General features: G+C 73.2%; 18 protein-coding genes. 13 read left to right on the plus strand and 5 right to left on the minus strand.

Translation table 11 applies throughout. The features are described from left to right. Positions 1-27: 27 nt before the first annotated feature. The 5 genes from sucB to FZ103_RS07240 all read left to right on the plus strand — a co-directional run bounded on the left by sucB (position 28) and on the right by FZ103_RS07240 (position 5,552). Complete coding sequence (gene sucB, locus FZ103_RS07220) at positions 28-1,527, plus strand: 2-oxoglutarate dehydrogenase, E2 component, dihydrolipoamide succinyltransferase (protein WP_394350082.1); 1,500 nt, start codon at positions 28-30, stop codon at positions 1,525-1,527. A 323-nt stretch (positions 1,528-1,850) separates the two neighbouring features. Further along, a complete protein-coding gene (locus FZ103_RS07225; RefSeq protein WP_155999793.1) occupies positions 1,851-2,738 on the plus strand; it encodes a TIGR01777 family oxidoreductase in 888 nt (295 codons plus the stop codon). Positions 2,739-2,766: 28 nt separating this feature from the next. Further along, a complete protein-coding gene (gene lipB / locus FZ103_RS07230; protein ID WP_155999795.1) occupies positions 2,767-3,477 on the plus strand; it encodes a lipoyl(octanoyl) transferase LipB in 711 nt (236 codons plus the stop codon). 57 nt (positions 3,478-3,534) lie between these two features. After that, positions 3,535-4,476, plus strand: a complete 942-nt coding sequence (gene lipA / locus FZ103_RS07235; protein ID WP_155999797.1) for a lipoyl synthase — start codon at positions 3,535-3,537, stop codon at positions 4,474-4,476. A 329-nt stretch (positions 4,477-4,805) separates the two neighbouring features. Further along, on the plus strand, positions 4,806-5,552 hold the full coding sequence (locus FZ103_RS07240; protein ID WP_155999799.1) for a DUF4191 domain-containing protein: 747 nt from the start codon (positions 4,806-4,808) through the stop codon (positions 5,550-5,552). Between the two features lie 93 nt (positions 5,553-5,645). Here FZ103_RS07240 and FZ103_RS07245 read toward each other — a convergent pair whose 3' ends face one another. Continuing rightward, entirely contained in the window at positions 5,646-6,092 is a 447-nt protein-coding gene (locus tag FZ103_RS07245) for an RDD family protein (protein WP_155999801.1), read from the minus strand. A gap of 360 nt (positions 6,093-6,452) precedes the next feature. On the opposite strand from FZ103_RS07245, the gene glnA (FZ103_RS07250) reads away from it, so the two are divergent. The 3 genes from glnA (FZ103_RS07250) (at position 6,453) to FZ103_RS07260 (ending at position 8,850) form a co-directional block, all read left to right on the plus strand. Further along, positions 6,453-7,877 carry a type I glutamate--ammonia ligase gene (gene glnA, locus FZ103_RS07250; RefSeq protein ID WP_155999803.1) on the plus strand — a complete coding sequence of 475 codons (1,425 nt, stop codon included), beginning with the start codon at positions 6,453-6,455 and terminating at the stop codon, positions 7,875-7,877. A 257-nt stretch (positions 7,878-8,134) separates the two neighbouring features. Then, positions 8,135-8,398 (plus strand): hypothetical protein, encoded by a 264-nt coding sequence (locus FZ103_RS07255; RefSeq protein WP_186355951.1) that lies wholly within the window; start codon positions 8,135-8,137, stop codon positions 8,396-8,398. 113 nt (positions 8,399-8,511) lie between these two features. Beyond that, positions 8,512-8,850 carry a hypothetical protein gene (locus FZ103_RS07260; protein ID WP_155999805.1) on the plus strand — a complete coding sequence of 113 codons (339 nt, stop codon included), beginning with the start codon at positions 8,512-8,514 and terminating at the stop codon, positions 8,848-8,850. A 58-nt stretch (positions 8,851-8,908) separates the two neighbouring features. Here the strand turns inward: FZ103_RS07260 and FZ103_RS07265 are convergent, their stop codons facing one another. Together FZ103_RS07265 and FZ103_RS07270 are read right to left on the minus strand one after the other, a co-directional pair. Further along, positions 8,909-10,213, minus strand: a complete 1,305-nt coding sequence (locus FZ103_RS07265; protein WP_394350083.1) for a transposase — start codon at positions 10,211-10,213, stop codon at positions 8,909-8,911. Positions 10,214-10,275: 62 nt separating this feature from the next. Further along, positions 10,276-13,287, minus strand: coding sequence for a bifunctional [glutamine synthetase] adenylyltransferase/[glutamine synthetase]-adenylyl-L-tyrosine phosphorylase (locus tag FZ103_RS07270; protein WP_156000075.1), 3,012 nt, complete (start codon positions 13,285-13,287; stop codon positions 10,276-10,278). A gap of 193 nt (positions 13,288-13,480) precedes the next feature. Here FZ103_RS07270 and FZ103_RS07275 point away from each other — a divergent pair, with 193 nt between their 5' ends. Beyond that, positions 13,481-13,804, plus strand: coding sequence for a multidrug efflux SMR transporter (locus FZ103_RS07275; RefSeq protein ID WP_155999807.1), 324 nt, complete (start codon positions 13,481-13,483; stop codon positions 13,802-13,804). A gap of 29 nt (positions 13,805-13,833) precedes the next feature. Continuing rightward, on the plus strand, positions 13,834-14,364 hold the full coding sequence (locus FZ103_RS07280) for a TetR family transcriptional regulator (protein ID WP_343233420.1): 531 nt from the start codon (positions 13,834-13,836) through the stop codon (positions 14,362-14,364). A gap of 34 nt (positions 14,365-14,398) precedes the next feature. Here the strand turns inward: FZ103_RS07280 and FZ103_RS07285 are convergent, their stop codons facing one another. Continuing rightward, positions 14,399-15,214, minus strand: coding sequence for a hypothetical protein (locus FZ103_RS07285; protein WP_155999809.1), 816 nt, complete (start codon positions 15,212-15,214; stop codon positions 14,399-14,401). A gap of 1,023 nt (positions 15,215-16,237) precedes the next feature. Here FZ103_RS07285 and FZ103_RS07290 point away from each other — a divergent pair. Next, on the plus strand, positions 16,238-16,519 hold the full coding sequence (locus FZ103_RS07290) for a hypothetical protein (RefSeq protein WP_155999811.1): 282 nt from the start codon (positions 16,238-16,240) through the stop codon (positions 16,517-16,519). 129 nt (positions 16,520-16,648) lie between these two features. After that, on the plus strand, positions 16,649-19,627 hold the full coding sequence (locus FZ103_RS07295; RefSeq protein ID WP_343233421.1) for an AAA family ATPase: 2,979 nt from the start codon (positions 16,649-16,651) through the stop codon (positions 19,625-19,627). 130 nt (positions 19,628-19,757) lie between these two features. Here FZ103_RS07295 and FZ103_RS07300 read toward each other — a convergent pair whose 3' ends face one another. Further along, a complete protein-coding gene (locus FZ103_RS07300) occupies positions 19,758-21,536 on the minus strand; it encodes an NAD+ synthase (RefSeq protein WP_186355953.1) in 1,779 nt (592 codons plus the stop codon). Positions 21,537-21,763: 227 nt separating this feature from the next. Between FZ103_RS07300 and glnA (FZ103_RS07305) the strand changes: the two genes are divergently transcribed. Then, positions 21,764-23,125, plus strand: coding sequence for a type I glutamate--ammonia ligase (gene glnA, locus FZ103_RS07305; RefSeq protein WP_186355954.1), 1,362 nt, complete (start codon positions 21,764-21,766; stop codon positions 23,123-23,125). Positions 23,126-23,165: the final 40 nt, after the last annotated feature.

Below are 23,165 nucleotides of genomic sequence, written 5' to 3' on the forward strand. Positions count from 1 at the left end.
GTTCCGCACGTCCATTTAAGAGGAACCATGCCGACTTCCGTTTCAATGCCCGAGCTGGGCGAAAGCGTCACCGAGGGCACAGTCACCCAGTGGCTGAAGCAGGAGGGCGACACCGTCGAGGTCGACGAGCCCCTCCTGGAGGTCTCGACCGACAAGGTCGACACCGAGATCCCGTCCCCCGCGGCGGGGGTGCTGACCAAGATCCTCGTCGCCGAGGACGAGACCGTGGAGATCGGCGCGGAGATCGCGATCATCGGCGGGGAAGAGGAGGGCGCCGGCGAGGCCGCAGGCGAAAGCGCCACCGCGCGCCCGGCCGAGCCCGCGCCCGAGGAGCCCGCCTCCGATCCGGCCGAGAGCGCCGCACCCCAGGCGGAGGAGGCCGCACCGGAGCCGGCGCCCGAACCCGAGCCCGAGCCGGCACCCGAACCCGCCCCGCAGCCGGCGGCCGAGTCCAGCCCCCAGCCCGAGCCGCAGCGCTCCGCTCCGTCCGAACCCGCGGCCGCGCCGCGTCCCAGCCGCGAGGACGTCACCCCGCCGGTGGACGTCGAGACGCTGAGCGGCACCGGCCGCTCCGCGGGCACCGACGCCGTCACCGAGGCCTACGTGACACCGCTGGTGCGCAAGCTCGCCGCCCAGGAGGGGGTGGACCTCAACACGGTGCAGGGCACCGGGGTGGGCGGCCGCATCCGCAAGCAGGACGTGCAGGAGGCCGCCCGCAAGCGCCGCGAGACCCCCGCCGGCGGCGGCACCGCCGCTCCGGCGCCCGCGCGCACCGCCCGCGCCGCGACCGCCGACACCAGGCTCCGCGGCACCACCGAGACCATGTCGCGGCTGCGCCAGACCATCGCCGACCAGATGGCCGAGTCGCTGCGGATCTCGGCCGAGGTCACCCAGGTCGTCGAGGTCGACATGACCGGGGTCGCCCGACTGCGTGAACACGCCGCGCCGCAGTTCCAGGAGCGCGAAGGCGTGGAGTTGGGCTTCTTCCCGTTCATCGCGCTGGCCACCGTCGAGGCGCTCAAGGCCCACCCCAAGCTCAACGCCGTCATCGACAGCAGCACCTACGAGGTCACCTACCACAGCATCGAGAACCTCGGCATCTCCGTCGACACCGATCCGGGGCTGCTCGTGCCCGTCATCAAGGACGCCGGCGACCTCAACCTGGGCGGACTGGCGCGCAAGATCGCCGACCTCAGCGAGCGTGCGCACACGGGCAGCCTGAACCCCGACGAACTGAGCGGCGGCACCTTCACCCTGGCCGACACCGGAGAGGTGGGCGCGCTGTTCAACACGCCCATCATCAACCAGCCCCAGGTGGGCATCCTCAGCACCGGCGCCGTCGTCAAGCGCCCGGTGGTGGTCGACGACCCCGAGCTGGGCGAGGTCATCGCGGTCCGGTCGATGATGTACATGGCGCTGACCCACGACCACCGCCTCATCGACAGCGCCGATGCGGCCCGGTTCCTCCAGGACATCCGCGAGCGCCTCGAAGAGGGCGCGTTCGAGGCCGAGGTGGGCCTGGCATAGCCCCGAACCCCCGGAAGCGGAACGGGGCGGCACCCGGTCCCGGGTGCCGCCCCGCTTTTACCCCACCATTCACCATCCCCCTGGTGATCCCCATCACCAAAGGTCTGCGCCGGCGGCACCCCGCGCGGGGCACCGCCCGATCGCGGGACTCGCCGGTTACGTTGAGTCCCGCGATACTGACACTACGGTATTGCCCCGGGCGAGTGGTCGCAGCCGTTTGGCGGAAACCGGCCAATCGAATCGTGCGCCGGAGCCGCCACCCGCCGCGCCCGGACCCTGGCGCGCGAGGTGTTCCGCACGCTCGTCCGGATAGGCTCGCCACCATGCGAGTCGCGATAACCGGAGCCTCGGGACTCATCGGCGGCGCCCTGGCCCGCTCCCTGACCGAGGACGGCCACGAGGTGCTGCGCATGGTGCGGCGCCCCGCGCGCGACGCCGCCGAGGTCTGCTGGGAGCCCGGCGGCCGCGTGGACACCGACCGCCTCGCCGGTGCGGACGCCGTGGTGCACCTGGCCGGCGCGCCGCTGGGCCCCGCGCGCTGGACGCGCCGCTACAAGCGCACGCTGCGCGAGAGCCGCATCCGCGGCACCCGCACGCTCGCCGCCGCCCTGGCCGCCATGGAGTCGCCGCCGCCCCGGCTGGTCTCGGGCTCGGCGGTCGGGTTCTACGGCGACACCGGAACCCGGCCCACCGGGGAGGACGGCCCGCGCGGCCGCGGCTTCCTGGCCGAGCTGGTCGCCGACTGGGAGGCGGCGACCGCGCCCGCCGAGGAGGCGGGCGTCTCGGTGGCGCACGCCCGCTCGGGCGTGGTCCTGGCGCGCTCGGGCGGCCTGCTGGGCACGCTCCTGCCGCTGTTCCGGCTGGGGCTGGGCGGGCGGCTGGGCAGCGGCCGGCAGTACGTCTCGTGGATCGCGCTGGCCGACGAGGTGGGGGCACTGCGGTTCCTGCTGGAGCGGCCCGACGTGGCCGGCCCGGTGAACCTGGTCGCGCCCGAGCCGGTGACCAACGCCGCCTACACCGCGCAGGTGGCGCGGGCGGTGCGCCGCCCCGCCGTGCTGGCGGTGCCGGGTTTCGCGATGCGCGCGGCGCTGGGCGGTTTCGCCGACGAGGCCGCGCTCGTCAGCCAGCGGGCCGTGCCCGAACGCCTGCTGGAGGCCGGTTATTCCTTCCGGTTCCCGAGCCTGCCCGGTGCCCTATCCGACATCGTCTGAGTTCGGCCCGGGGCATATGGTGGGATCTATGAGCGAGCTCGTCTTCGTCCGCCTCGCCGACGCCCCCGTCCCCTACCACGAGGGCTGGGACCTGCAGAAGCGGGTGCACGCCGACCGCGTCGCCGACCGCGTTCCCGACACCGTGCTGGTGCTGGAGCACGAGCCGGTCTACACGGCGGGCAAGCGCACCGGCCCCTGGGACCGGCCGCTGACCGATCCGGGCGCACCCGTCGTCGACATCGACCGCGGCGGCAAGATCACCTGGCACGGTCCCGGCCAGGCCACGGTCTACCCGATCGTGCGCCTGCCCGACCCGATCGACGTGGTCGGCTACGTGCGGATGCTGGAGGAGGCGCTCATCCGCGCGATCGCCGAGTTCGGGCTGGTCGGCACGCGGGTCGAGGGCCGCACCGGCGTCTGGCTGGCGGCCGATCCCGCCCGCGGTCTGCCTGAACGCAAGATCGCCGCCATCGGCTGCCGGATCGCCCGCGGGGTCGGCATGCACGGGTTCGCGCTGAACTGCGACAACGACCTCTCCTGGTTCGACCGGATCGTGCCCTGCGGCATCACCGACGCCGGGGTCACCTCGCTCTCCGCCGAACTGGGCCGCGACGTCGCCGTCGCCGAAGCCGTCCCCGCCGTCGAGCGCCACTTGGCCGCGGTCCTGGGCGCCACGGGCTACCGCCACGTGGACCAGGCGCCCGAGCCGGTCCGCGAGGCGGAGCCGGCCGGCGCCTGAGGGCGCCCCGCCGCACACCGAATCCCCACAAGGGAAGCAGGAAAGGAAGGGTCCGCGTTGACCGTCGCTCCTGAGGGCCGCAAGCTGCTGCGGGTCGAGGCCCGCAACAGCGAGACGCCCATCGAGAGGAAGCCGCCCTGGATCAAGATCAAGGCGAAGATGGGGCCGGAGTACTCCGAGCTGCACTCCTTGGTCAAGCGCGAAGGCCTGCACACGGTCTGCCAGGAGGCCGGCTGCCCCAACATCTACGAGTGCTGGGAGGACCGCGAGGCCACGTTCCTCATCGGCGGCGACCAGTGCACGCGGCGGTGCGACTTCTGCCAGATCGCCACGGGCAAGCCCAGCCCGCTGGACCGCATGGAGCCCACCAAGGTCGCCGAGTCGGTCCGCAAGATGGAGCTGCGCTACGCCACGGTCACCGGTGTGGCACGCGACGACCTCGACGACGGCGGGGCCTGGCTCTACGCCGAGACCGTCCGCAAGATCCACGAGCTCAACCCGGGCACGGGCGTCGAGGTGCTGATCCCCGACTTCAACGCCGACCCCGATCAGCTCGCCGAGGTGTTCGGCTCCCGGCCGGAGGTGCTGGCGCACAACATCGAGACCGTGCCGCGCATCTTCAAGCGGATCCGCCCGGGCTTCCGCTACGAGCGCTCCCTGGAGGTCATCAGCAAGGCGCGCGCCGACGGGCTGGTCACCAAGTCCAACCTGATCCTGGGCATGGGCGAGGAGCGCGCCGAGATCAGCCAGGCGATGCGCGACCTGCACGAGGCCGGCTGCGACCTGCTGACCATCACCCAGTACCTGCGGCCCTCCAAGCTGCACCACCCCATCGACCGCTGGGTCAAGCCCGAGGAGTTCGTCGAGCTGTCGGCCGAGGCCGAGGAGATCGGGTTCGCGGGGGTCATGTCGGGGCCGCTGGTGCGCTCCTCCTACCGCGCCGGCCGCCTGTACCAGCAGGCCGCCGAGAAGCGCGAGCGGATCGCCGCGGGCCGCTGAGCCCTGGAGCCCCGCCGCGGCGCCGCGAGGCCCGTGCGGGGCCGGTTGCGGGCTCGGGCGGACAACGTAACCAAGCTGAGACGGCGGTCGCGGGGCCGCCGTCTCCCGTCCGCTCGCCCCCGGCCCATATCCTGTGAAAAGGGCGGGGCCAGTCACCGCCCGCCCGGTCCAGGCGGCCGGCGGCGCCCCGCACCGGCCAGACGAGCGGCGGCGCGCGCCCGAGGCGACCGGGGCGCGGCCCGAAGAGCAGGGTTCGACCGATAGGAGGACGGGCAGGAGAGGGGTTACTCCCGTCGGTGCACCACCGGTGCACCCTGCCTGGAAAGACAATGGCGAAGAAGCCCAAGGACACCAAGGCCCCCGCGGCCCCGGCAGCCGGCGCCACGGGCCAGAACGGCACGCAGAAGCAGCCCGGCAGGCTCAAGCAGTTCGGCATGGTCGTCCGGGTGGTGCACCGGCAGAGCCCGCGCACCATCCCCATCGCGGTCGGGATCTTCCTGGCGGTGGCTGCGCTGGCCGTGGTCGGCGGCATCGTCTTCGGCGGGTGGCTGTACTGGGGCCCGCTCGGCTTCGGGGTGGCGTTCCTGGCCGGCTTCTTCTACTTCACCCGCGCCACGCAGCGCCTCCAGTACCAGATGCTGGAGGGCCAGCTCGGCGCCGCGATGGCGGTGCTGGACAACATGCGCGGCGACTGGACCAGTGAGCCGGGCGTGAACGCCAACCGGCAGATGGACGTCGTCCACCGCGCGGTGGGGCGCCCCGGCGTGGTGCTGGTCGGCGAGGGCGAGCCCGCGCGGCTGAAGGGGCTGATCGCCGCCGAGAAGAAGAAGGTGGCGCGGGTGGCCTACAACACGCCCATCTACGACGTGCAGGTCGGCAACGGCGAGAACCAGGTGCCGATCTCGCGGCTGCAGCGAGAGCTGGTCCGCCTGCCCCGCAACCTGGACAAGGGCGAGGTCGCCGAGCTGCGCTACCGGCTCAAGGCGCTGCCCGCGGGGATGCAGATGCCCAAGGGCCCCATGCCCAAGGGCGCGAAGATGCCGAAGGTCCCCAAGTCGCCGGGCGGCGGCCGCTGAGGACCCGCCGGGCGCGGGAGCCGGGCCCGGCGGCGCCGTGCGGCGGGCCGGCGCGATCGGACGGGGCCCCGCGGCGCGCCCGGATGCGGACGGTCACATCCGCCGGGTGATGGTGCCGGCGGCGCGGTCGTGCAGGCCGCGGTGGTCGCGGTCGTAGACCACCGCCGGGATCACCAGGCACAGCAGGACGGTGCGCACCACCATCGCGACCGGCCACGGCAGCGGGCGCTCGCCGGTGGAGGCGACCTCGATGCCCACCATCCGCTTGCCCAGCGTGGTGCCGAACACCGACAGCATCAGCGCGGTGTAGACGGCGAACAGCAGCAGCGCCGCGCCGGAGGTGAAGGTCGTGGCCGCGGGATCCTCGCCGGGCCCGCCGGTGACAGCCGAGGCCACCAGGGCGCACATCAGCCAGTCGAGGAACAGGCCCGCCAGCCGCCTGCCCAGGCCCGGTACCGATCCCGGCCCGTGCTCGGGCATGCCCAGCCGACTGCCGCGGTGGTGGAACTGCGCCTGCTCGGCGCCTTCGGTGTTGGCCATGGAACAACGCTATCGGGTCACTCGTTTTTCCCGCGGGTGTGCGGGGCGGCTCCGGCCGGGCCGCGGTGGGCCGCGGCGGCCCCCGCCGCGGCGGGCGGGTCCGCTCTCCCCCGAGCGCCCCGCCCGCCCTCGGCGGCGGCGCTCCGCGCCGTGAAGCTTCTCTCGCGGCATCTGCTGGTGCACGATGGGCAGGGAGAACGCCGAGCTCCGTAACGCGCAGGAAACATTGGAGACATGGACCGGAAATCGCCTGCTCCTAGCGTCGTTGCCGTAGCCGGGAGGTTGCGTGGCCGGAGCGCGATACCGCAAAGATGCGGGGCACCGGGCCCGCGGCCTCTTTCACCTGCACGGAGGTAACTCTTGTTCAGCAGCGCCGAAGAACTTCTGGCCTTCGCCCGGAACGAGGACATCAAGTTCCTCGACGTCCGGTTCACGGACCTGTTCGGGGCCACCCACCACTTCACGCTCCCCATCGAGCACGTCGATGAGGGAACCTTCGACGAGGGCCTGATGTTCGACGGTTCGTCGATCCGTGGTTTCCAGGCCATCCACGAGTCCGACATGCTGCTGCTGCCGGACCTGTCCACCGCGGTCGTGGACCGGTTCCGCCAGCACCGCACGCTCAACCTGACGTTCTTCGTGCACGACCCGTTCACGCGCGAGTCCTACAGCCGCGACCCGCGCAACGTGGCCCGCAAGGCCGAGGCGTTCCTGCACAGCACCGGCATCGCCGACACCGTCTTCGTCGGTCCCGAGGCCGAGTTCTACATCTTCGACGACGTGCGCTTCCAGACGCAGGAGAACGCGAGCTTCTACTACATCGACTCCATCGAGGGCGCCTGGAACACCGGCACGCAGAACGGGCAGTCCAACCTGGGCTACCGGCCGCGCTACAAGGGCGGCTACTTCCCCGTCGAGCCGGTCGACCACTACAGCGACCTGCGCTCGACCATGGTGCGCAACCTGATCGACGCCGGTATGCAGGTCGAGATCCAGCACCACGAGGTGGGGACCGCGGGCCAGGCCGAGATCGACTTCAAGTTCGACACGCTGCTGAAGTCCGCCGACCACGTGCAGCTGTACAAGTACATCGTGAAGAACACGGCCTACTCCGAGGGCAAGTCGGTCACCTTCATGCCCAAGCCGGTCTTCGGCGACAACGGCTCGGGCATGCACTGCCACATGAGCCTGTGGAAGGACGGCGCCCCGCTGTTCTTCGACGAGTCGGGTTACGCGCAGCTGTCCGACACCGCGCGCTACTACATCGGCGGCCTGCTCAAGCACGCGCCCGCGCTGCTGGCCTTCACCAACCCGACGATCAACTCCTATCACCGGCTGGTGCCCGGCTACGAGGCCCCGATCAACCTGGTGTACTCCCAGCGCAACCGCTCGGCCTGCATCCGCATCCCGCTGACCGGGTCCAACCCCAAGGCCAAGCGCCTGGAGTTCCGGGTGCCCGACCCCTCGGCCAACCCCTACCTGGCCTTCTCGGCGATGCTCATGGCCGGCATCGACGGCATCAAGAACAAGATCGAGCCGCCGGAGCCGGTCGACAAGGACCTCTACGAGCTGCCGCCGGCCGAGGCCGAGGCCATCGAGAAGGTCCCCGCCTCGCTGGACGCGGCCCTGGAGGCCCTGGAGGCCGACCACGAGTTCCTGGTCGAGGGCGGCGTCTTCACCGAGGACCTGATCGAGACCTACATCGACTACAAGCGCACCGAGGAGATCGACTCGCTGCGCCTGCGCCCGCACCCGCGCGAGTTCGAGCTGTACTACGACATCTGATGCCGCTGCGGATCAGCACGCCCAGGCCCTGATCCGCGCCGCATACGGGCCGCCGCCCGCACCTGGCAGGGGGTGCGGGCGGCGGTTTCCCATGAGATCGGCTCGATGGCGCCCTCGCCCACCTGCGAACGGGTCGACCGGTGGTGACCACCGTTCGCGGGATCGTGTCCAGCGCCCGCTCCGCCTGGTCAAGAGGTGAGTTTGCAACCCGGCCAGAAGCCCCCACCGTGCTGAACTCCTGGCACTAGACTGCGTGCGTGGTCGCTCTGCAAATCCGCGATGTCCCCGAAGAGGTGCGGGACATCCTCGCTGACCGGGCGCACAGGAACGGACAGTCCCTCCAGGCCTACCTACACGCCCTCGTGGTACGTGAGGCCTCCTGCGACACGAACATCGGACTTCTGGACGAGCTCGCCGACTGGACACCCGGTTCGGGCGTCACCGCCGAGGATGCTGTAGCGGCGCGCGACGCGGCCCGGGCCGAACGCGGCACGGTCACCGACACGCCATCCCCGCAGTGACGAGGCGACCGGGGGAACCGGCAGCGGTCGTCTGCAGTTCGCGCCGCGTGATCGTGATTGCGATGTGTCAGGCGGGCGACCCTTGCTACTACAGGCTGTAGTAACGTCGGGGCATGGACTTCATCAACTCGGTACTGGTCTTCCTGCACCTGCTCGGTATGGCGGGCATCCTCGCGGGGTTCATGATCCAGCTGATCACCGGGCACGCCTCGGGGCCCAAGAGCATTCTGCACAGCTCGCTGCTGCAGCTGGTGACCGGTCTGCTCCTGCTCGGCCTGGCCGAGATGGGGGAGGACCCGGTCAACCACGTCAAGTTCGGCATCAAGCTGGCCGTGGCGATCGCGGTGACGGCCGTGGCGATCTTCAACGTCCGCAAGCCCGGCAACCCGCTGGCCATCACCGCCGGCGCGCTGACCGTCGTGAACGTGGCCGTGGCCGTGTTCGTGTCCTGAGAACCCCACCTGCCTGGTCTGAACCAATTATCCGACTACGTCCCGTTTAAGAAGTCGGTCACCACAGGAGGTTGCGGCAATGGGGCTGTGATGCGCGAAGCGCTGTGCGCCGGCTTGCCGCCGAGCGCACGGCGCACTTTTGTGCTGGAGGCCCGCCACCGATGGTGCGGCTCCATCTGGGAAGAACCGCGTGCGCTCGGCGGCAAGCAAACACGTGACGCGAAGCGTCTCCGTTGGGGTGGTGGCGGGCTGACGGGCGGGCACGTGGCGCGAAGCGTCTCCGTTGGGGTGGCGGCGGGCTGACGGGCGGGCGGATCGCGCTTCGCGAAGCGCACCCATTGCCGCAACCCCGATCGTGACCGCCCCAGGGGGTACCCGGTGGGTTCCTGGAAAGCGGAGCCCTCGCCGTTCTTAACCACGGACTAGATCGTTGATGGGGGTTGTTGTGTGTCCTGGTCAGTGGTCGTAGGCGATCAGCGACCGCTTGACGGGGGGCATCGATCAGCCAGTTGTGCCAGATCGCGGCGTTGAGCGCACAGATGCGCTGGCAGGTGCGCGCCCAGAGCCCTTCGGCGGTGCGGGCGGCGTGGCGCTCCAGTCCGAGCTGGTTCTTCAACGTCCAGATCACCGCCTCGATGCGCTGGCGCAGCCAGCCCGGGAAGTGCCGGGGGCCGTGTCCGCGCTGCTTCTCGGACTCCAGGGCGGGGCGCACGATGGTATGTCCCGTCGCGGCCACGGCGGACTCGATGCCGGCGCCGGCGAAGCCTTTATCGCACACGATCGGGCCCGGGCCGGGCGCGGCCTGGTGGACGTGCAGCAGGTGCAGGGCCTGCTTGCGTTCGTCCAGCTCCTTGGGGTGGGCCAGGCTGAAGGCGCACACCGCCCCCTCGGCGGTGGTGACGAGCATGAGTTTGGCGCCCCAGTAGAAGGCGTGGTGGGACTTGTCCACGCCGTAGCCGGCGATCTCACCCAGGCCCGAGCGGTTGACCGTGACGCGGGAGGCGCCGCAGCGCAGCGGGGTGCCGTCCATCAGCCGCAGGTTCTCCTGCCAGGTCGGAACCGAGCGGGCCAGCCACATGGAGGCGGCGAGCAGGGCGGGGGCCGCATCGCGCAGGTGGCGGTTGTACTCGGATTGGCCGGGCAGGCGGGGGAAGAGGTGGCCGATCCGGGCGGGTGCGGTACGCATCCAGTGGCGCTCGGAGTCGCAGCGCAGCAGGACTTGGGCGATGGCCACGCAGACCAGTTCGGCGTCGGTGAGCAGCCGTTTGGGGCCGCGTTTTCCCGGTTTCCTGCTCGAGGGCAGGACGTGGTCGTCCAGGTGGACATAGAGTGCGATCAGAAGGGCGTCCAGGTTCGTGTTCACAGCTTGAGCATGGGCGCCCTTCGTCGTGCCCGCAGGAGTTCCGCAAAACTCCCATCAACGATCTAGTCGTCGTAAAAGACCCGCTCCATCACCGCGCGCGCCCTGCGGGTGACCCGGCGGTAGTCCTCGACCATGCGCCCGACGGCGCCCTCCTCCTCGTCGTCGCGGTAGCCCAGGGCGCCCGCCAGGATGGCCTGGTCGCGCAGCGACGTGGGGATGGAGTCGGAGGGCTTGCCGCGCACCAGCATGATCGCCCCCCGCACCCGGGCGGCCGCGCACCAGGCGGCCTCCAGGACCGCCCCGTCGTCCGCGTCGAGCAGCCCGTGGGCGACCGCGGCCCGCAGGGCCTCCAGCGTGCCGGTCGTGCGCAGGCCGGGCACCTCGCGGGCGTGCCGCAGCTGGAGCAGTTGGGCGACCCACTCCACGTCGGAGAGCCCGCCCCGGCCGAGCTTGGTGTGCAGGGCGGGATCGGCGCCCCGGGGCAGCCGCTCGGCCTCCATTCGGGCCTTGAGGCGGCGGATCTCGCGCACCGCGGTGTCGTCGACACCCTCGGCGGGATAGCGCAGTGGATCGATGAGTTCGGTGAACCGCGCGCCCACCTCCGTGTCCCCGGCGACGGGGGCGGCGCGCAGCAGCGCCTGGCTCTCCCAGGTCGAGGACCAGCGCCGGTAATAGGCGGCGTAGGAGTCCAGGGTGCGCACCATCGCCCCGCTGCGGCCCTCGGGGCGGAGGTCGGCGTCCAGGTGCAGCGGCGGGTCCACCGCCGGCATCTCCAGCAGCCGCCGCAGCTCCCGCACCATCGCGTCGGCGCTGCGGGTCGCCGCCTCCTGGTCCGCGCCGGGCAGCGGGTCGTGGACGAACAGGACGTCGGCGTCGCTGGCATAGGTCAGCTCCCGTCCGCCGAAACGGCCCATCGCCACCACGCACAGCCGTGTCGGGGGCTCCTCGCCGCGCTGCGCGGCCACCCGCGCGCGCGCCGTGCGCAGCGCCGCCTGGATCGTCACCGCCGTGATGTCGGTGAGCGCGTCGCCCACCGCGTCGACGTTCGAGACCTCCAGCAGGTCGGCCAGTGCCGTGCGCAGCAGCTCGCGGCGGCGCAGTGCGCGCACGGCGGCCACGGCGTTCTCGGCGGTGCCGTGGCGGCGCAGGGCCGCGTCGGCCTCGGCCGCCAGCGCCTGGTGCGGACGCTGCACGAGGTCGGCGTCGTCGGCCAGCACCGCCACCGCCTCGGGCGCCCGCAGCAGCAGCTCGGTCACGTAACGGCTGGTGCCCAGCACCCAGGCCATGCGCTCGGCCACGCGCACGTCGTCGCGGAGCAGCCGCAGGTACCAGGGCGTGCCGCCCAGCGCCTCACTGACCTGGCGGAAGCCCAGCAGCCCGGCGTCGGGATCGGGGGCGTCGGCGAACCAGCCCAGCATGACCGGAAGCAGCGTGCGCTGAATCGACGCCCGCCGCGAGACTCCGGAGGTCAGCGCCTCCAGGTGCCGCAGCGCGCCGGCCGGGTCGGCGAAGCCCAGGGCGCCGAGCCGCTCGCCGGCCTGCTCCAGGGTCAGCCGCGCCTCCCCCTCGGGCAGGCGGGCCACGGCGTGCAGCAGCGGCCGGTAGAACAGCTTCTCGTGCAGCCGCCGCACGTCGGCGGCGACCCGCCGCCAGGCCGCCGTGAACTCGGCGACGGGGTTGGCGGTGTAGCCCAGCGCCCGCCCCAGCCGGCGCAGCTGCTCGGCTCCGTCGGGGCTGTCGGGGTCGGGCAGCAGATGGGTGCGGCGCAGCCGGTTCAGTTGGAGCAGGTGCTCGACGCGGCGCAGGAAGCGGTAGGCCTCGGCGAGCCCGGCGGCGTCCTCGCGGCCCACGTAGCCCGTCGCCGACAGCGCCTCCAGGGCGGCCAGGGTGTTGCCGGAGCGCAGCGCCGGGTCGCCGCGGCCGTGCACGAGCTGCAGCAGCTGCACGGAGAACTCGATGTCGCGCAGCCCGCCGCGGCTGAGCTTGATCTCGCGCTCGGACTCGGCCGGCGGGATGTGGGCGACCACACGGCGGCGCATCGACTGCACGTCGTCGACGAAGTTGTCGCGGCCGGCGGCCCGCCACACCATCGGTTCGATCTCGGCGGCGTAGGCGGCGCCCAGCTCGGTGTCGCCCGCGATCGGGCGGGCCTTGAGCAGCGCCTGGAACTCCCAGGTCTTGGCCCAGCGCCGGTAGTAGGAGACGTGCCCCGACAGCGGGCGCACCAGGGGCCCGTTCTTGCCCTCGGGGCGCAGCGCCGCGTCGACCTGCCACAGCGTGCCCTCGCGACCGGTCTCGCCGGGGATGCGCATCATCGCCGCGGCCAGGCGGGCGGCCGCGCGCATCGCCGCCTGGTCGTCGGCGACGCCCTCCGCGGGTTCGGCGACGAACACGACGTCGACGTCGCTGACGTAGTTCAGCTCCCGCCCGCCGCACTTGCCCATGCCGATCACCGCCAGGCGGCACAGGGCGGCCTGGTCGGGGTCCTCGGCCCGCGCGACCGCGAGTGCGGCTTCCAGGACGGCCGCGGCCAGGTCGGCGAGTTCGGCTCCGACTGCCTCCAGGTCGGCGGCGCCGGTCAGATCGCGCCCGGCCAGCCGCAGCACGCGCCGGTGGTAGGCGACCCGCAGCGCGTGCGCGGGGCCGTCGGGGTCGTCGACCTTCTCGGCGGCCGTGGGGGCGGCGGAGTGGGGATCGGCGCCGACGATGTGCAGCATGCTCGCCCGCAGCTCCGCGGAGCTGGGGGCGCGCGCCGCGTCGGCGCCGCGCAGCTCCCGCCAGTCGCCGGGGTGGCGCACCAGGTGGTCGGTGAGGGCGGAGCTCGCCCCCAGCACCTTGACCAGCCGGGCGCGCAGGTCGGGGTCGGTGCACAGCGCGTCCAGCAGCTCGGCGGGCTCGCCGCAGGCCTCCAGGATGCGGCAGAGCCCCAGCAGCGCCTGGTCGGGATCGGGGGCGGCCCCGAGTTCGCCGACGATGTCGGAGTGCCGGGCGGGATCGATCCCGCTTTCGCTGAGCAGCCGCACGGCCCGCTCGCCGTCGCCGAAGCCGCGCCTGGCCAGCGCGCCCGCCGTCATGGTGAATGTCTCCCGAGCCACGCTGATCACCGTAGCCGCCGCCCGCGGCCCCCGGTAGGCTGAAGTAGTTGCACTGTTGTTCAACTTTCGGTGCGGCGGGTGCGGCGGGCGCCCGTTCCCGCGCCCTCTCCCCGTGCCGCCGGACCCGACGCACGCCCGCCGCGTGCGGGCGGGCAGGAAAGGAAGTCCGCTCATGACGTGGCTGCTGCTGCTGGGCGCGATCGCCGCCGAGGTCACCGGGACGATCGCACTGCGCTTCTCCGACGGGTTCAGCCGCCTGGTGCCGTCGCTGATCTCCCTGGCCGGCTACGGCGCCGCGCTGTGGCTGCTGGCCCAGGTGCTCAACCGCGGCATGAACATCGGGGTGGCCTACGGTGTCTGGGCGGCCCTGGGCGTGTCGCTGGTGGCGGTCGTCGGCGCGGCGTTCCTGGGCGACAGCCTCACCTGGGTCCAGGCGGGCGGCATCGTCCTGGTCATCGCGGGTGTGCTCGCCCTGGAGCTGGGAGGGGCGCACTGAGCGCCGGGGAGAGTGCCGACGGCCGCCGGGTGCGCGGCGAGCGCCGGCGCGCCGCGCTGATCGCCGCGACCCTGCGCGTGGTCGAGGCCGAGGGGGTGGCCGGGGTGACCCACCGCGCCGTCGCGCGCGCGGCGGGGGTGCCGGCGAGCTCGGCGGTGTATCACTTCGCCACGCTCGACGACCTGCTCGTGGCCGCGCTGACGTCGGCCACCGACGCCTACGTCGAGCAGCTGCGCGCCGTCGCGCAGCGGCGCCGCGACATCCCGGCCGCACTCGCCGCCCTGGTCGCCGACGGCACCGGACCCGACCGGCACCGCGCGCTGGCCGAATGCGAACTGACCCTGCTGGCGGTGCGCCGCCCCGTCCTGCGGCCGGTGGTGCACCGCTACCTGCGGGCGCTCTCGGAGGCGGTGGCCCGCTGCACCGGCGACCCCGTGGCCGTGCGCGCGGCGGTGGCGGCCGTCGACGGCCTGTTCCTGCAGGGCCTGCTGGACGAACGCGGCATCTCGGCCGCGGAGATCCGCGACGTGCTGACCCACATCCTCGGCGAGGGCTGCTGAGCCGCGAACTGAAAGGCGCGGATCCCCTGCGGCATCACTCGGCGTCCTCCCGGCGGAGCGTCCTTCTGCGGGAGGCCGGCCGGCGGAACCAGAGCACGAAGACCGCCGCGCCCGTCGCGAGGACGATCAGGACCCCGGTGAGGATGCTGGTCACGGTGAGCACGCGCTGCGGGGCCGAGACGGCCGACGCACCGGCGCGCGCCGCCGTGTCGACGCGGTTGGTGTCGGAGGCGCAGGCCACCGGCGGCCGGCCCGCCTCGGTCTGGGCGCAGGCGGTGGTGGCCACGCGCCACAGCCGCTCGCCCGGCTCGCCCAGCCGCACCCGGGCCGTGCGCTCGATCCGCTCTCCGGGGCCGACCACCACCCGCCAGGTGGCGACGCCGCCCGTCGCCATGCCGTCGGCTCCGACGTCGACGAACCGCGCCTCCGCCGAGACCCGCTGGGAGAGGACCGCCTCCTTCTCCTCCTCGCCCTCGTTGCGCAGTGTGAGGGTGTAGACGACCTCCTCGCCGGCCGCGATGGTGTCGCGGTCGTCGCTGACCGCCATGGAAAGCGACGCCTCCTCCATCGCCGCAGCGCGCTCGCCGCCCGCCGGGTCGGTCGGAGCCAGCGCGGCGGCGACCGAGGGCGGCACGCCGGGTGCGTAGGCGGCGGACGCGGGGTCGGGGTCGCCTGACCACACCGCCGGCAGCGGCGCCCCTCCCCCGGCGCGCGGCGCCGCGTCGCCGTCCTGCCCCGGCGAGGCCGCCGACGCGGACGCGCTCGCCCCCGCCGCCAGCAGCACGGCCGCCGCCGCACCCGCCGTGCAACGACGGCCCCAGTTACCGATTCCGTCGGCCACGATCACCAACCCCCGATGGTTGACGCCGCTCCCGTTATCGAGCGGCCACACCGAGACAACTACGCGCATGCGCGTGATCACGGAAAGTGCCACGCCCATGGAGCGCCACATCGGCGGACGGGGACCGGGGGCCGGGCGGGCCGCGGCCGGCGCGGAGGGCTTAGCCCGCGACCAGCGGTCCGGGTGCCCACCGAGCCCTGCCCAGGTCGCGTCGAGGGTGTCCGTGGGGCCACTCTCGGTGCCGAGAGTGGCCCCACGGACACCCTCGACGGGGGAGCCGGACACGGACCCCGGATATTCCGCGCCCTCCGGCCGCCGCTGGGGCGGCGAGGGCACGGCGCGACGACGCGGGCGGCGTTAGGCCGCGCCGCCCGCGTCGGGTGCGCGACCGGCGCCCACCCGAACCGATCCCCGCAGGCCCGAGCCCTCCGTCGGCCTCGACGCCCCCGTCGGACGCCATCGCCGCCCGCCCGCAGCAACCGGTGGTCGCCCAGCCCCCGCCCCCGCCGGCCGTCGCCGCCCTCGCCGCGTGCTCGGCCGGCGGGCACCGGAACCGCTGGTCGCGGGCTACACCGTCCACCGGTCCGCGCCGCCCTCGCCACACTCCCAACCGAACGGCCCCGGAACCGATTACCGCCGACCCAGGCCATCAGCCGCCGTCACCGCCCCGTCGCATGCCCGGCCCTCCAGCACCCCCACCGATCCGCGCCGCCCCGAGCGCCCCGCCGCCCTCGCCAACCCCGCCGCACGACCGACCGGGGAGGCGGACGCGGCAGGCGCAGCCGGACTCGGTGCCGCCTTCGCCGTCATCCCCGCGGAGCCGGCCGAACGCCGTCGGTCTTAGCCCGTCTTATCCGCGCGGCCTGGCGTCTCATCGCCCGCAGGCCCGTTCCGGCGTGCGGATAAGGCTTTCACCCGATGTGCGCGCCCGCGTCTTAGCCGGAGAGTGGTCATCACGGCGGCGGGGAGCACCGCAACACCGGGCCTCGCGCCGCCGGAGCCGACCGGAATCACCGAAAGAAGGGCATCGCCATGCATCCCGACCTGCTGCACGCGGCCGTCGACCAGCGCATCTCCCGATTCCGGGAAGAGGCGCGGCGCAGCTCCCTGCGGCGCGCGCTGCGCGAGGCGCGCAAGCGCGACCGGAAGCGCCGGTCCCGGGACGAGGACCCCGGCGGCGGGGCCCACGCCCCGGCCGAGCGGCCGCGCTCCCTGCCGCCCGAGCCCCCGGAGAGCGGCGCCCCCGCTCCGCGCCCCGTGCCCGACGCGGTCCCCGAGGCCTCCGCCGCCCAGGGCGTCCCGGCCGGGTGCTGACGCGCACCCGGCCGGGGCGGCCGGCGCTTCACGGCCGGTCGCTCCGCCGTCCCGCCCCCGCCCTGCTCCGCGGGGCTGCAACCGGAAACGCAATAGCCCGAACACCCCGTTTGCGGGCATACTGGGCGGATGATGCCGGTCGGCTCCAGTCCCGTGTTCATCGGGCGCAGGCAGGAACTCCATTCCCTCATCGACCACGCGCACAGCGCGCGCTCCGGCGCCGGTGCGGCGACCGTGCTCGTGGGGGGCGACGCCGGAGTCGGCAAGTCCCGGTTGATCGCGGAGTTCACCGAGCGTGTCGCGGGCGGCCGCGTCGTCACCGGCGGATGCCTGGAACTCGGCGTCGACGGCCTGCCCTTCGCCCCGTTCGTGACGGTGCTGCGGCACATCCTGCGCGACCACGGGCGCGCGGCCTTCGACGCGCTGGCCCCGGGCGGCACCCAGGAACTGGCCCGCCTGCTGCCCGAGCTGGGCGCGCCTCCCGAGGACCGCCGCGAGGCGCGCGGGCTGCTGTTCGAGCAGGTGCTGCGCCTGCTGACCTCGGTCGCCGGCACCGAGGGGCTGACCGTGGTCATCGAGGACCTGCACTGGGCCGACACCGCGACCCGCGACCTGCTGGTATTCCTGCTGCGCAACCTCGACACCGCGGCCGTGCAGATCGTCGCCACCTACCGCAGCGACGACCTCCACCGCGGCCACCCGCTCCGCCGCCTGCTGCTGGAACTGGAGCGGCTGCCCTCGGTCACCCGCATGGAGCTGGATCCCCTCACCTTCGAGCAGGCCGCCGAGCAGGCGGCGGCCATCCGCGGCCGCGACCTCGGCCCCGACGAGGCGGCGGCCCTCTTCGACCGCACCGGCGGCAACCCGCTGTTCGTGGAGTCGCTGGCGGGCCAGAACGGGTTCGTCGGCGCCGGGCTGCCCGAACGGCCCCGCGAACTCCTGCTGGCCTCGCTGGACGGGCTCGACGATGCGCACCGCCAGGTGCTGCGCGTGGCCGCGATCGGCGCCGTCAGCGGCGCCCACATCGAGCACGACCTGCTGGCCCACGTCGCGGGGATCGGCGAGGACGAGCTCAACACCGCGCTGCGTGCGCTGGTCGACGCCAACGTGCTGCGTGTGGACGGCACCGGCTACCGGTTCCGGCACGCGCTGCTGCGCGAGGCCGTCCACGACGAACTGCTGCCGGGCCAGCACACCCGACTGCACCTGCGCTTCGCCGAGGCTCTGGACGCGCTGCCCGGTGCCGTCCCCTTCCACCGCCTCGCCGCCGAACAGGCGCACCACTTCTCCTCCGGCCACGACCTGCCGCGTGCGCTGAGCGCCGCGTGGCGGGCGGCGGTGCGCGCCGCCGAGACCCTCGCCTTCGCCGAGGAACTGCGCATGCTCGAAAGGATCCTGGAATACTGGGAGAAGGTCCCCGACGCCGTCGAGCGCGTGCAGGGCCGCAGCCACGTGCAGGTGGTGTCCCGCGCCGCGGCCGCCGCCCTGGAGAGCGGCGACTTCTTCCGCGCGCGGGCGCTGTGCGACGCCGGTCTGGACGAGATCGGCGAGGACGCCGACGACGAGCAGAGCCGCATCGACCGCGCCAGGCTGCTGCGGCGCCGCGGCCAGGCCCGCACCCAGCTCTCCGACGGAGACGGGATCTCCGACCTGGTGAAGGCCATGGCCATCCACCCGCCCCACGATCCCGGCTACGGGTTCGTGCTCTCGCTGCTGGCGCGGGAGGCGATGCTGCACCAGGAGGAGTCGTTCGCCGCCGACCATCTGGCAACGGGCGCGCCGACCTGGCTGAGCGCCACCGAGCTCGCGACCGAGGCGATCCGCCGCTCCCGGGAGGGCGGCGACACCTGCGCCGAGGCCGACGCCCTGCTGACCCTGGGCACCTCCCAGATGAACGAGGGGCGCTTCGACGAGGGCCGGGCCACCCTGGAGCGCGGTCTGGAGCTGGCGCGCGAGCTGGCCGACCCGTCCCTGGAGTCGCGCGGCATGGCCAACCTCGCCCACTACATGCGCGAACGCGGCATGCACGAAGAGGCCCTCGCCCAGCTCGGCACCGCCATGGACCGGCTGCGCGATCTCGGGCTGATGAGCGCCAACGGCCCCTTCGTCGCGTTGAACATCGCCGAGACCCGCCTGGACCTGGGCGACCTCGCGGGCAGCCGGGCGAAGGTGCGCCACAGCCTGGCCTGGTCGCCCTCCCCCGCCCACCGGCTCTACCTCATCGCCGTGGACGTGCGCGCCGCTCTCGCGCAGGGCGACCTGGAGGGAGCCCGGCGCGGTGCCGCCGAGCTCGACCCCGACTGCGTCCTGGGCAACTTCCGCATCCACACCATGCAGCTCAGCGCCGCCGCACTGATCGACCTGCACGTGGCCGAACGCGACCTCGCCCGCGCGCTGGAGATGGCCGACCGGGTCCTGGAGCGCATCGACTTCGACCGGTCGCCGGGTTACGGGTGGGTGGTGCTGGACCGCATCGCCGAGGCGCTGCGGCAGGCCGCTGAGCTTCCCGGCGGCGGTCCGGACGAGGCGGCAAAGGTGCGCGCCGGCGCCGCCGCCCTCGCCGCGAACCTGCGGGCCGACGGACCGGTGCAGGCTGCGCAGCGGAGCACGGTGCGCGCCCGGCTGGCCTCCGCCGATACCGGGCCCGCCGACGCGGCCGCGGCCTGGTCGGCTGCGGTGGAGGCGTGGAACGAGGTCACCATGCCGCTGCACCGCGCCGAGGCGCTGCTGCTGGAGGCGGAGTCCGCGCTGGCCGCCGACCGCGGCGCACAGGTGGCCGACCGGCTGCGGGAGGCCGCCAAGCTCGCCGCCGAGCACGGCGCCGCGGTGCTGGAGGCCGGTGCCCGCGAGCTGGCGCGGCGGGCCGGGGTGGCGCTGGACGCCGGCTCCGGCGGCGGCGCCCCGGCCGGGCCGCCGGCGGGGCTGACCGCGCGCGAGGCCGAGGTGCTGCGGCTGCTGGCCCGCGGCTACACCAACGCGGGGATCGCCGCGGAGCTGTTCATCGCGCCCAAGACCGCCAGCGTGCACGTGTCGCACATCCTGGCCAAGCTGGACCTGCCCAACCGCGCCAGCGCCGGAGCCCGCGCCCGCGAACTCGGTCTCGCCTAGTACCGCCGGCCGGCCTTCACCGGCCCCGTCGTCCCGCCGATCTCATAGCCACCGCCGCGCCTCGCCGGGCAGGGCGGCGCCGGCAGCGCGACCGGCGGGCGGGAAGGCTGGGAGCCGGGCAGGGAGCCGCTCAGTCCGGCGGGGTCCAGCGGTTGGTGATCGGCAGGCGGCGGTCGCGGCCGAAGTTGCGCGAGCTGATCTTGGGGCCGGGCGGGTACTGGCGGCGCTTGTACTCGGCGCGGTCGACCATCCGGATCACCCTGCGGACCAGCTCGGGGTCGTAGCCGGCGCTCGTCAGCTCGCGCATGCCCTGATCGGTGCCGACGTAGGCGTCCAGCAGCCCGTCGAGCAGGTCGTAGTCGGGCAGCGAGTCGGTGTCGAGCTGGCCCGGCCGCAGCTCGGCGCTGGGCGGCTTGGCGATGGAGTTCTCCGGGATCGGGGGGACCTCGCCGGCGCGTTCGGCGGCGGCGTTGCGCCAGCGCGCCAGCTCCCACACCAGCGACTTCCAGCAGTCCTTGATCGGCGCGAACCCGCCCACCGAGTCGCCGTAGAGGGTGGAGTAACCGGTGGCCAGCTCGCTCTTGTTGCCGGTGGCCAGCACCAGGTGGCCCTCCTGGTTGGACAGGCCCATCAGCAGCGTGCCGCGCACCCGCGCCTGCAGGTTCTCGGCGGCCAGGCCCTCCAGGGTGATGCTCTCCTCGAAGGCCGCCACGATCGGCGCGATGGCCACGGTGCGCGCGCTGATGCCCTGCCGCTTGACCAGCTCCTCGGCGTCGGAGACCGAGTGCTCGCTGGAGTACTTGCTGGGCAGCAGCAGCGCGTGGACGCGATCGGGGCCCAGCGCGTCCACGGCGACGGTGATGCTCACCGCGGAGTCGATACCGCCCGAGAGCGCGACGGCGGCCGAGGCGAAGCCGTTCTTGCGCGCGTAGTCGCGTACCCCCACCACCAATGCCCGGTAGACCTCGCCGACGTCGGAGGCGGGGTCGGCGCGCGGGGTCAGCACCGGCGGATCCGGCGCGTAGGCCGCCACGGGCTCGGGCGAGAGCAGGTGGCGCACCACGCGCACGCCGTCCACGGCCTGGGCGGGCTCCTCGGACACCGGCCCTTCACCGGAATCCGCGGCGGCGGGCAGCGCCAGGTCGGTGACGAACAGGTCCTCCGCGAACTTCGGGGCGCGCGCGACCAGCTCGCCCTCGGAGTCGACGATCAGCGAGTCGCCGTCGAAGATCAGCTCGTCCTGGCCGCCGCTCATGTTCACATAACCCACGGCGGCGCCGATCTCGCGGGCGCGGCGCTGGCACAGCTCCAGGCGGACGTTGTCCTTGTCGCGCTCATAAGGCGAGGCGTTGACGGTCACCAGCAGGCCCGCGCGCGCACGCCGGGCCGCGGCCACCGGTCCGCCGCCCTGCCAGAGGTCCTCGCACACCGCGAAGGCCACGTCGACGCCGTGCAGCCGCACCACGGGCAGCGCCTCGCCGGGCACGAAGTGGCGGAACTCGTCGAAGACGCCGTAGTTGGGCAGGTGGTGCTTGGCCGAGGTGACCTCGACGCGTCCCCGGTACAGCAGCGCGAAGGCGTTCTGCGGCGCGCCGGCGGGCTGGCCGTAGCGCTCCCCCACGCCGACGCGGCGGCTGAGGTAGCCCACCCCCACGGGCAGCTCGCCCAGCCCTTCCTGCGCCAGCTGCTCGGCGAGCGCGGCGACGGCCTTGATCGAGGCGGAGACGAACGAGTTGCGCAGGGCGAGGTCCTCGACCGGGTAGCCGGTCACCACGAGTTCGGGGAACACCGCCAGGTGGGCGCCCGCCTCGTGTGCGCGCCGGGCGTAGTCCAAAACGAGCCGGCAGTTGCCGTCGAGGTCGCCGACGGTCGGGTTCACTTGCGCCATCGCGATTCTGAGCTGGGCCACCCTTCGAGACTAGTGGGTGGCGCGCCGCACGCGCCGCCCGGCTCCCCGCCCGCGGCGGAGCGGCCGCGATGTGCGGCTGCGTAGACTGTGGCCACGGCCGCAGGGCGCGAGCTGCGTTAATGCGGCGGAAACCTGGGCCGTGCACACTGGCGGGTAGGACCGTGCCCATCGCGGCGGACGACAGGACCGCGTGCACCACGACGCACCACGACGAGGAAGGTGGAGGCGTGAACCGACAGCAGGAGTTCGTGCTCCGTACTCTTGAGGAGCGCGATATCCGGTTCGTCCGACTGTGGTTCACCGATGTGCTCGGTTACCTCAAGTCGGTCGCCGTCGCCCCGGCCGAGCTCGAGGCCGCCTTCACCGAGGGCATCGGGTTCGACGGCTCGGCCATCGAGGGCTTCGCGCGGGTGTATGAGGCCGACATGCTCGCCCAGCCCGACCCCGCCACGTTCCAGGTGCTGCCCTGGCGCAACGAGCCGCACGGCACGGCGCGGATGTACTGCGACATCCTGATGCCCGACGGCAGCCCCAGCTACGCCGACCCGCGCCACGTGCTCAAGCGCCAGCTCAGCAAGGCCTCCGACCTCGGGTTCACCTTCTACACCCATCCCGAGATCGAGTTCTACCTGCTGAAGAAGAAGCCCGAGTACGGCGAGTTCCCCGAGCCCAACGACTCCGGCGGCTACTTCGACCACACGCCGCACAACAGCGCGCACGACTTCCGGCGCAATGCGATCAACATGCTGGAGGCCATGGGCATCTCGGTGGAGTTCAGCCACCACGAGGGCGGCCCCGGCCAGCAGGAGATCGACCTGCGCTACGCCGACGCGCTCACCACCGCCGACAACATCATGACCTTCCGGCTGGTGATGAAGGAGGTGGCGATGGAGCAGGACGTCTACGCCACCTTCATGCCCAAGCCCTTCACCGAGTACCCGGGCTCGGGCATGCACACCCACATGTCGCTGTTCGAGGGCGAGCGCAACGCCTTCTACGAGCCCGGCGCGGAATACCAGATGTCCAAGGTCGGCCGCGGCTTCATCGCCGGGCTGCTGCGCCACGCCGCCGAGATCACCGCGGTGTGCAACCAGTGGGTGAACTCCTACAAGCGGCTGTGGGACAACGCCGCCGCCTCCGCGGGCGCGGGCGGCGAAGCGCCGGCCTACGTGTGCTGGGGCCACAACAACCGCTCGGCGCTGGTGCGGGTGCCGATGTACAAGCCCAACAAGAGCAACTCCAGCCGGATCGAGTTCCGCTCGGTCGACACCGCCTGCAACCCCTACCTCGCCTACGCGGTGATCCTGGCCGCCGGGCTGAAGGGGATCGAGGAGGGCTACGAGCTTCCTCCCGGCGCCGAGGACGACGTGTGGGCGCTGACCGACGCCGAGCGCAGGGCGCTGGGCATAGCGCCGCTGCCGCAGAGCCTGGACGAGGCCATCAGGGCGATGGAGAACAGCGAGCTGGTCGCCGAGACGCTCGGCGAGCACGTCTTCGACTTCTTCCTGCGCAACAAGAAGGCGGAGTGGGAGTCCTACCGGCGCCAGGTCACCCCCTACGAGCTGCAGCGCTACCTGCCGACGCTGTAGGCGCGGCACCGGCCGGCCGGGGCGCGGCCGCCCCGGCCGG

Origin of the sequence: Streptomonospora sp. PA3, assembly GCF_009728995.1 — a bacterium.
Lineage (GTDB): Bacteria > Actinomycetota > Actinomycetes > Streptosporangiales > Streptosporangiaceae > Streptomonospora.

What these genes read in the sequence shown, in the direction of transcription:
- sucB (WP_394350082.1), top strand. Translation starts at nt 28, where the DNA reads ATGCCGACTTCCGTTTCAATGCCCGAGCTGGGCGAAAGCGTCACCGAG.
- FZ103_RS07225 (WP_155999793.1), top strand. Translation starts at nt 1,851, where the DNA reads ATGCGAGTCGCGATAACCGGAGCCTCGGGACTCATCGGCGGCGCCCTG.
- lipB (WP_155999795.1), top strand. Translation starts at nt 2,767, where the DNA reads ATGAGCGAGCTCGTCTTCGTCCGCCTCGCCGACGCCCCCGTCCCCTAC.
- FZ103_RS07240 (WP_155999799.1), top strand. Translation starts at nt 4,806, where the DNA reads ATGGCGAAGAAGCCCAAGGACACCAAGGCCCCCGCGGCCCCGGCAGCC.
- FZ103_RS07245 (WP_155999801.1), bottom strand. Translation starts at nt 6,092, where the DNA reads ATGGCCAACACCGAAGGCGCCGAGCAGGCGCAGTTCCACCACCGCGGC.
- FZ103_RS07260 (WP_155999805.1), top strand. Translation starts at nt 8,512, where the DNA reads ATGGACTTCATCAACTCGGTACTGGTCTTCCTGCACCTGCTCGGTATG.
- FZ103_RS07270 (WP_156000075.1), bottom strand. Translation starts at nt 13,287, where the DNA reads ATGACGGCGGGCGCGCTGGCCAGGCGCGGCTTCGGCGACGGCGAGCGG.
- FZ103_RS07275 (WP_155999807.1), top strand. Translation starts at nt 13,481, where the DNA reads ATGACGTGGCTGCTGCTGCTGGGCGCGATCGCCGCCGAGGTCACCGGG.
- FZ103_RS07290 (WP_155999811.1), top strand. Translation starts at nt 16,238, where the DNA reads ATGCATCCCGACCTGCTGCACGCGGCCGTCGACCAGCGCATCTCCCGA.
- FZ103_RS07295 (WP_343233421.1), top strand. Translation starts at nt 16,649, where the DNA reads ATGATGCCGGTCGGCTCCAGTCCCGTGTTCATCGGGCGCAGGCAGGAA.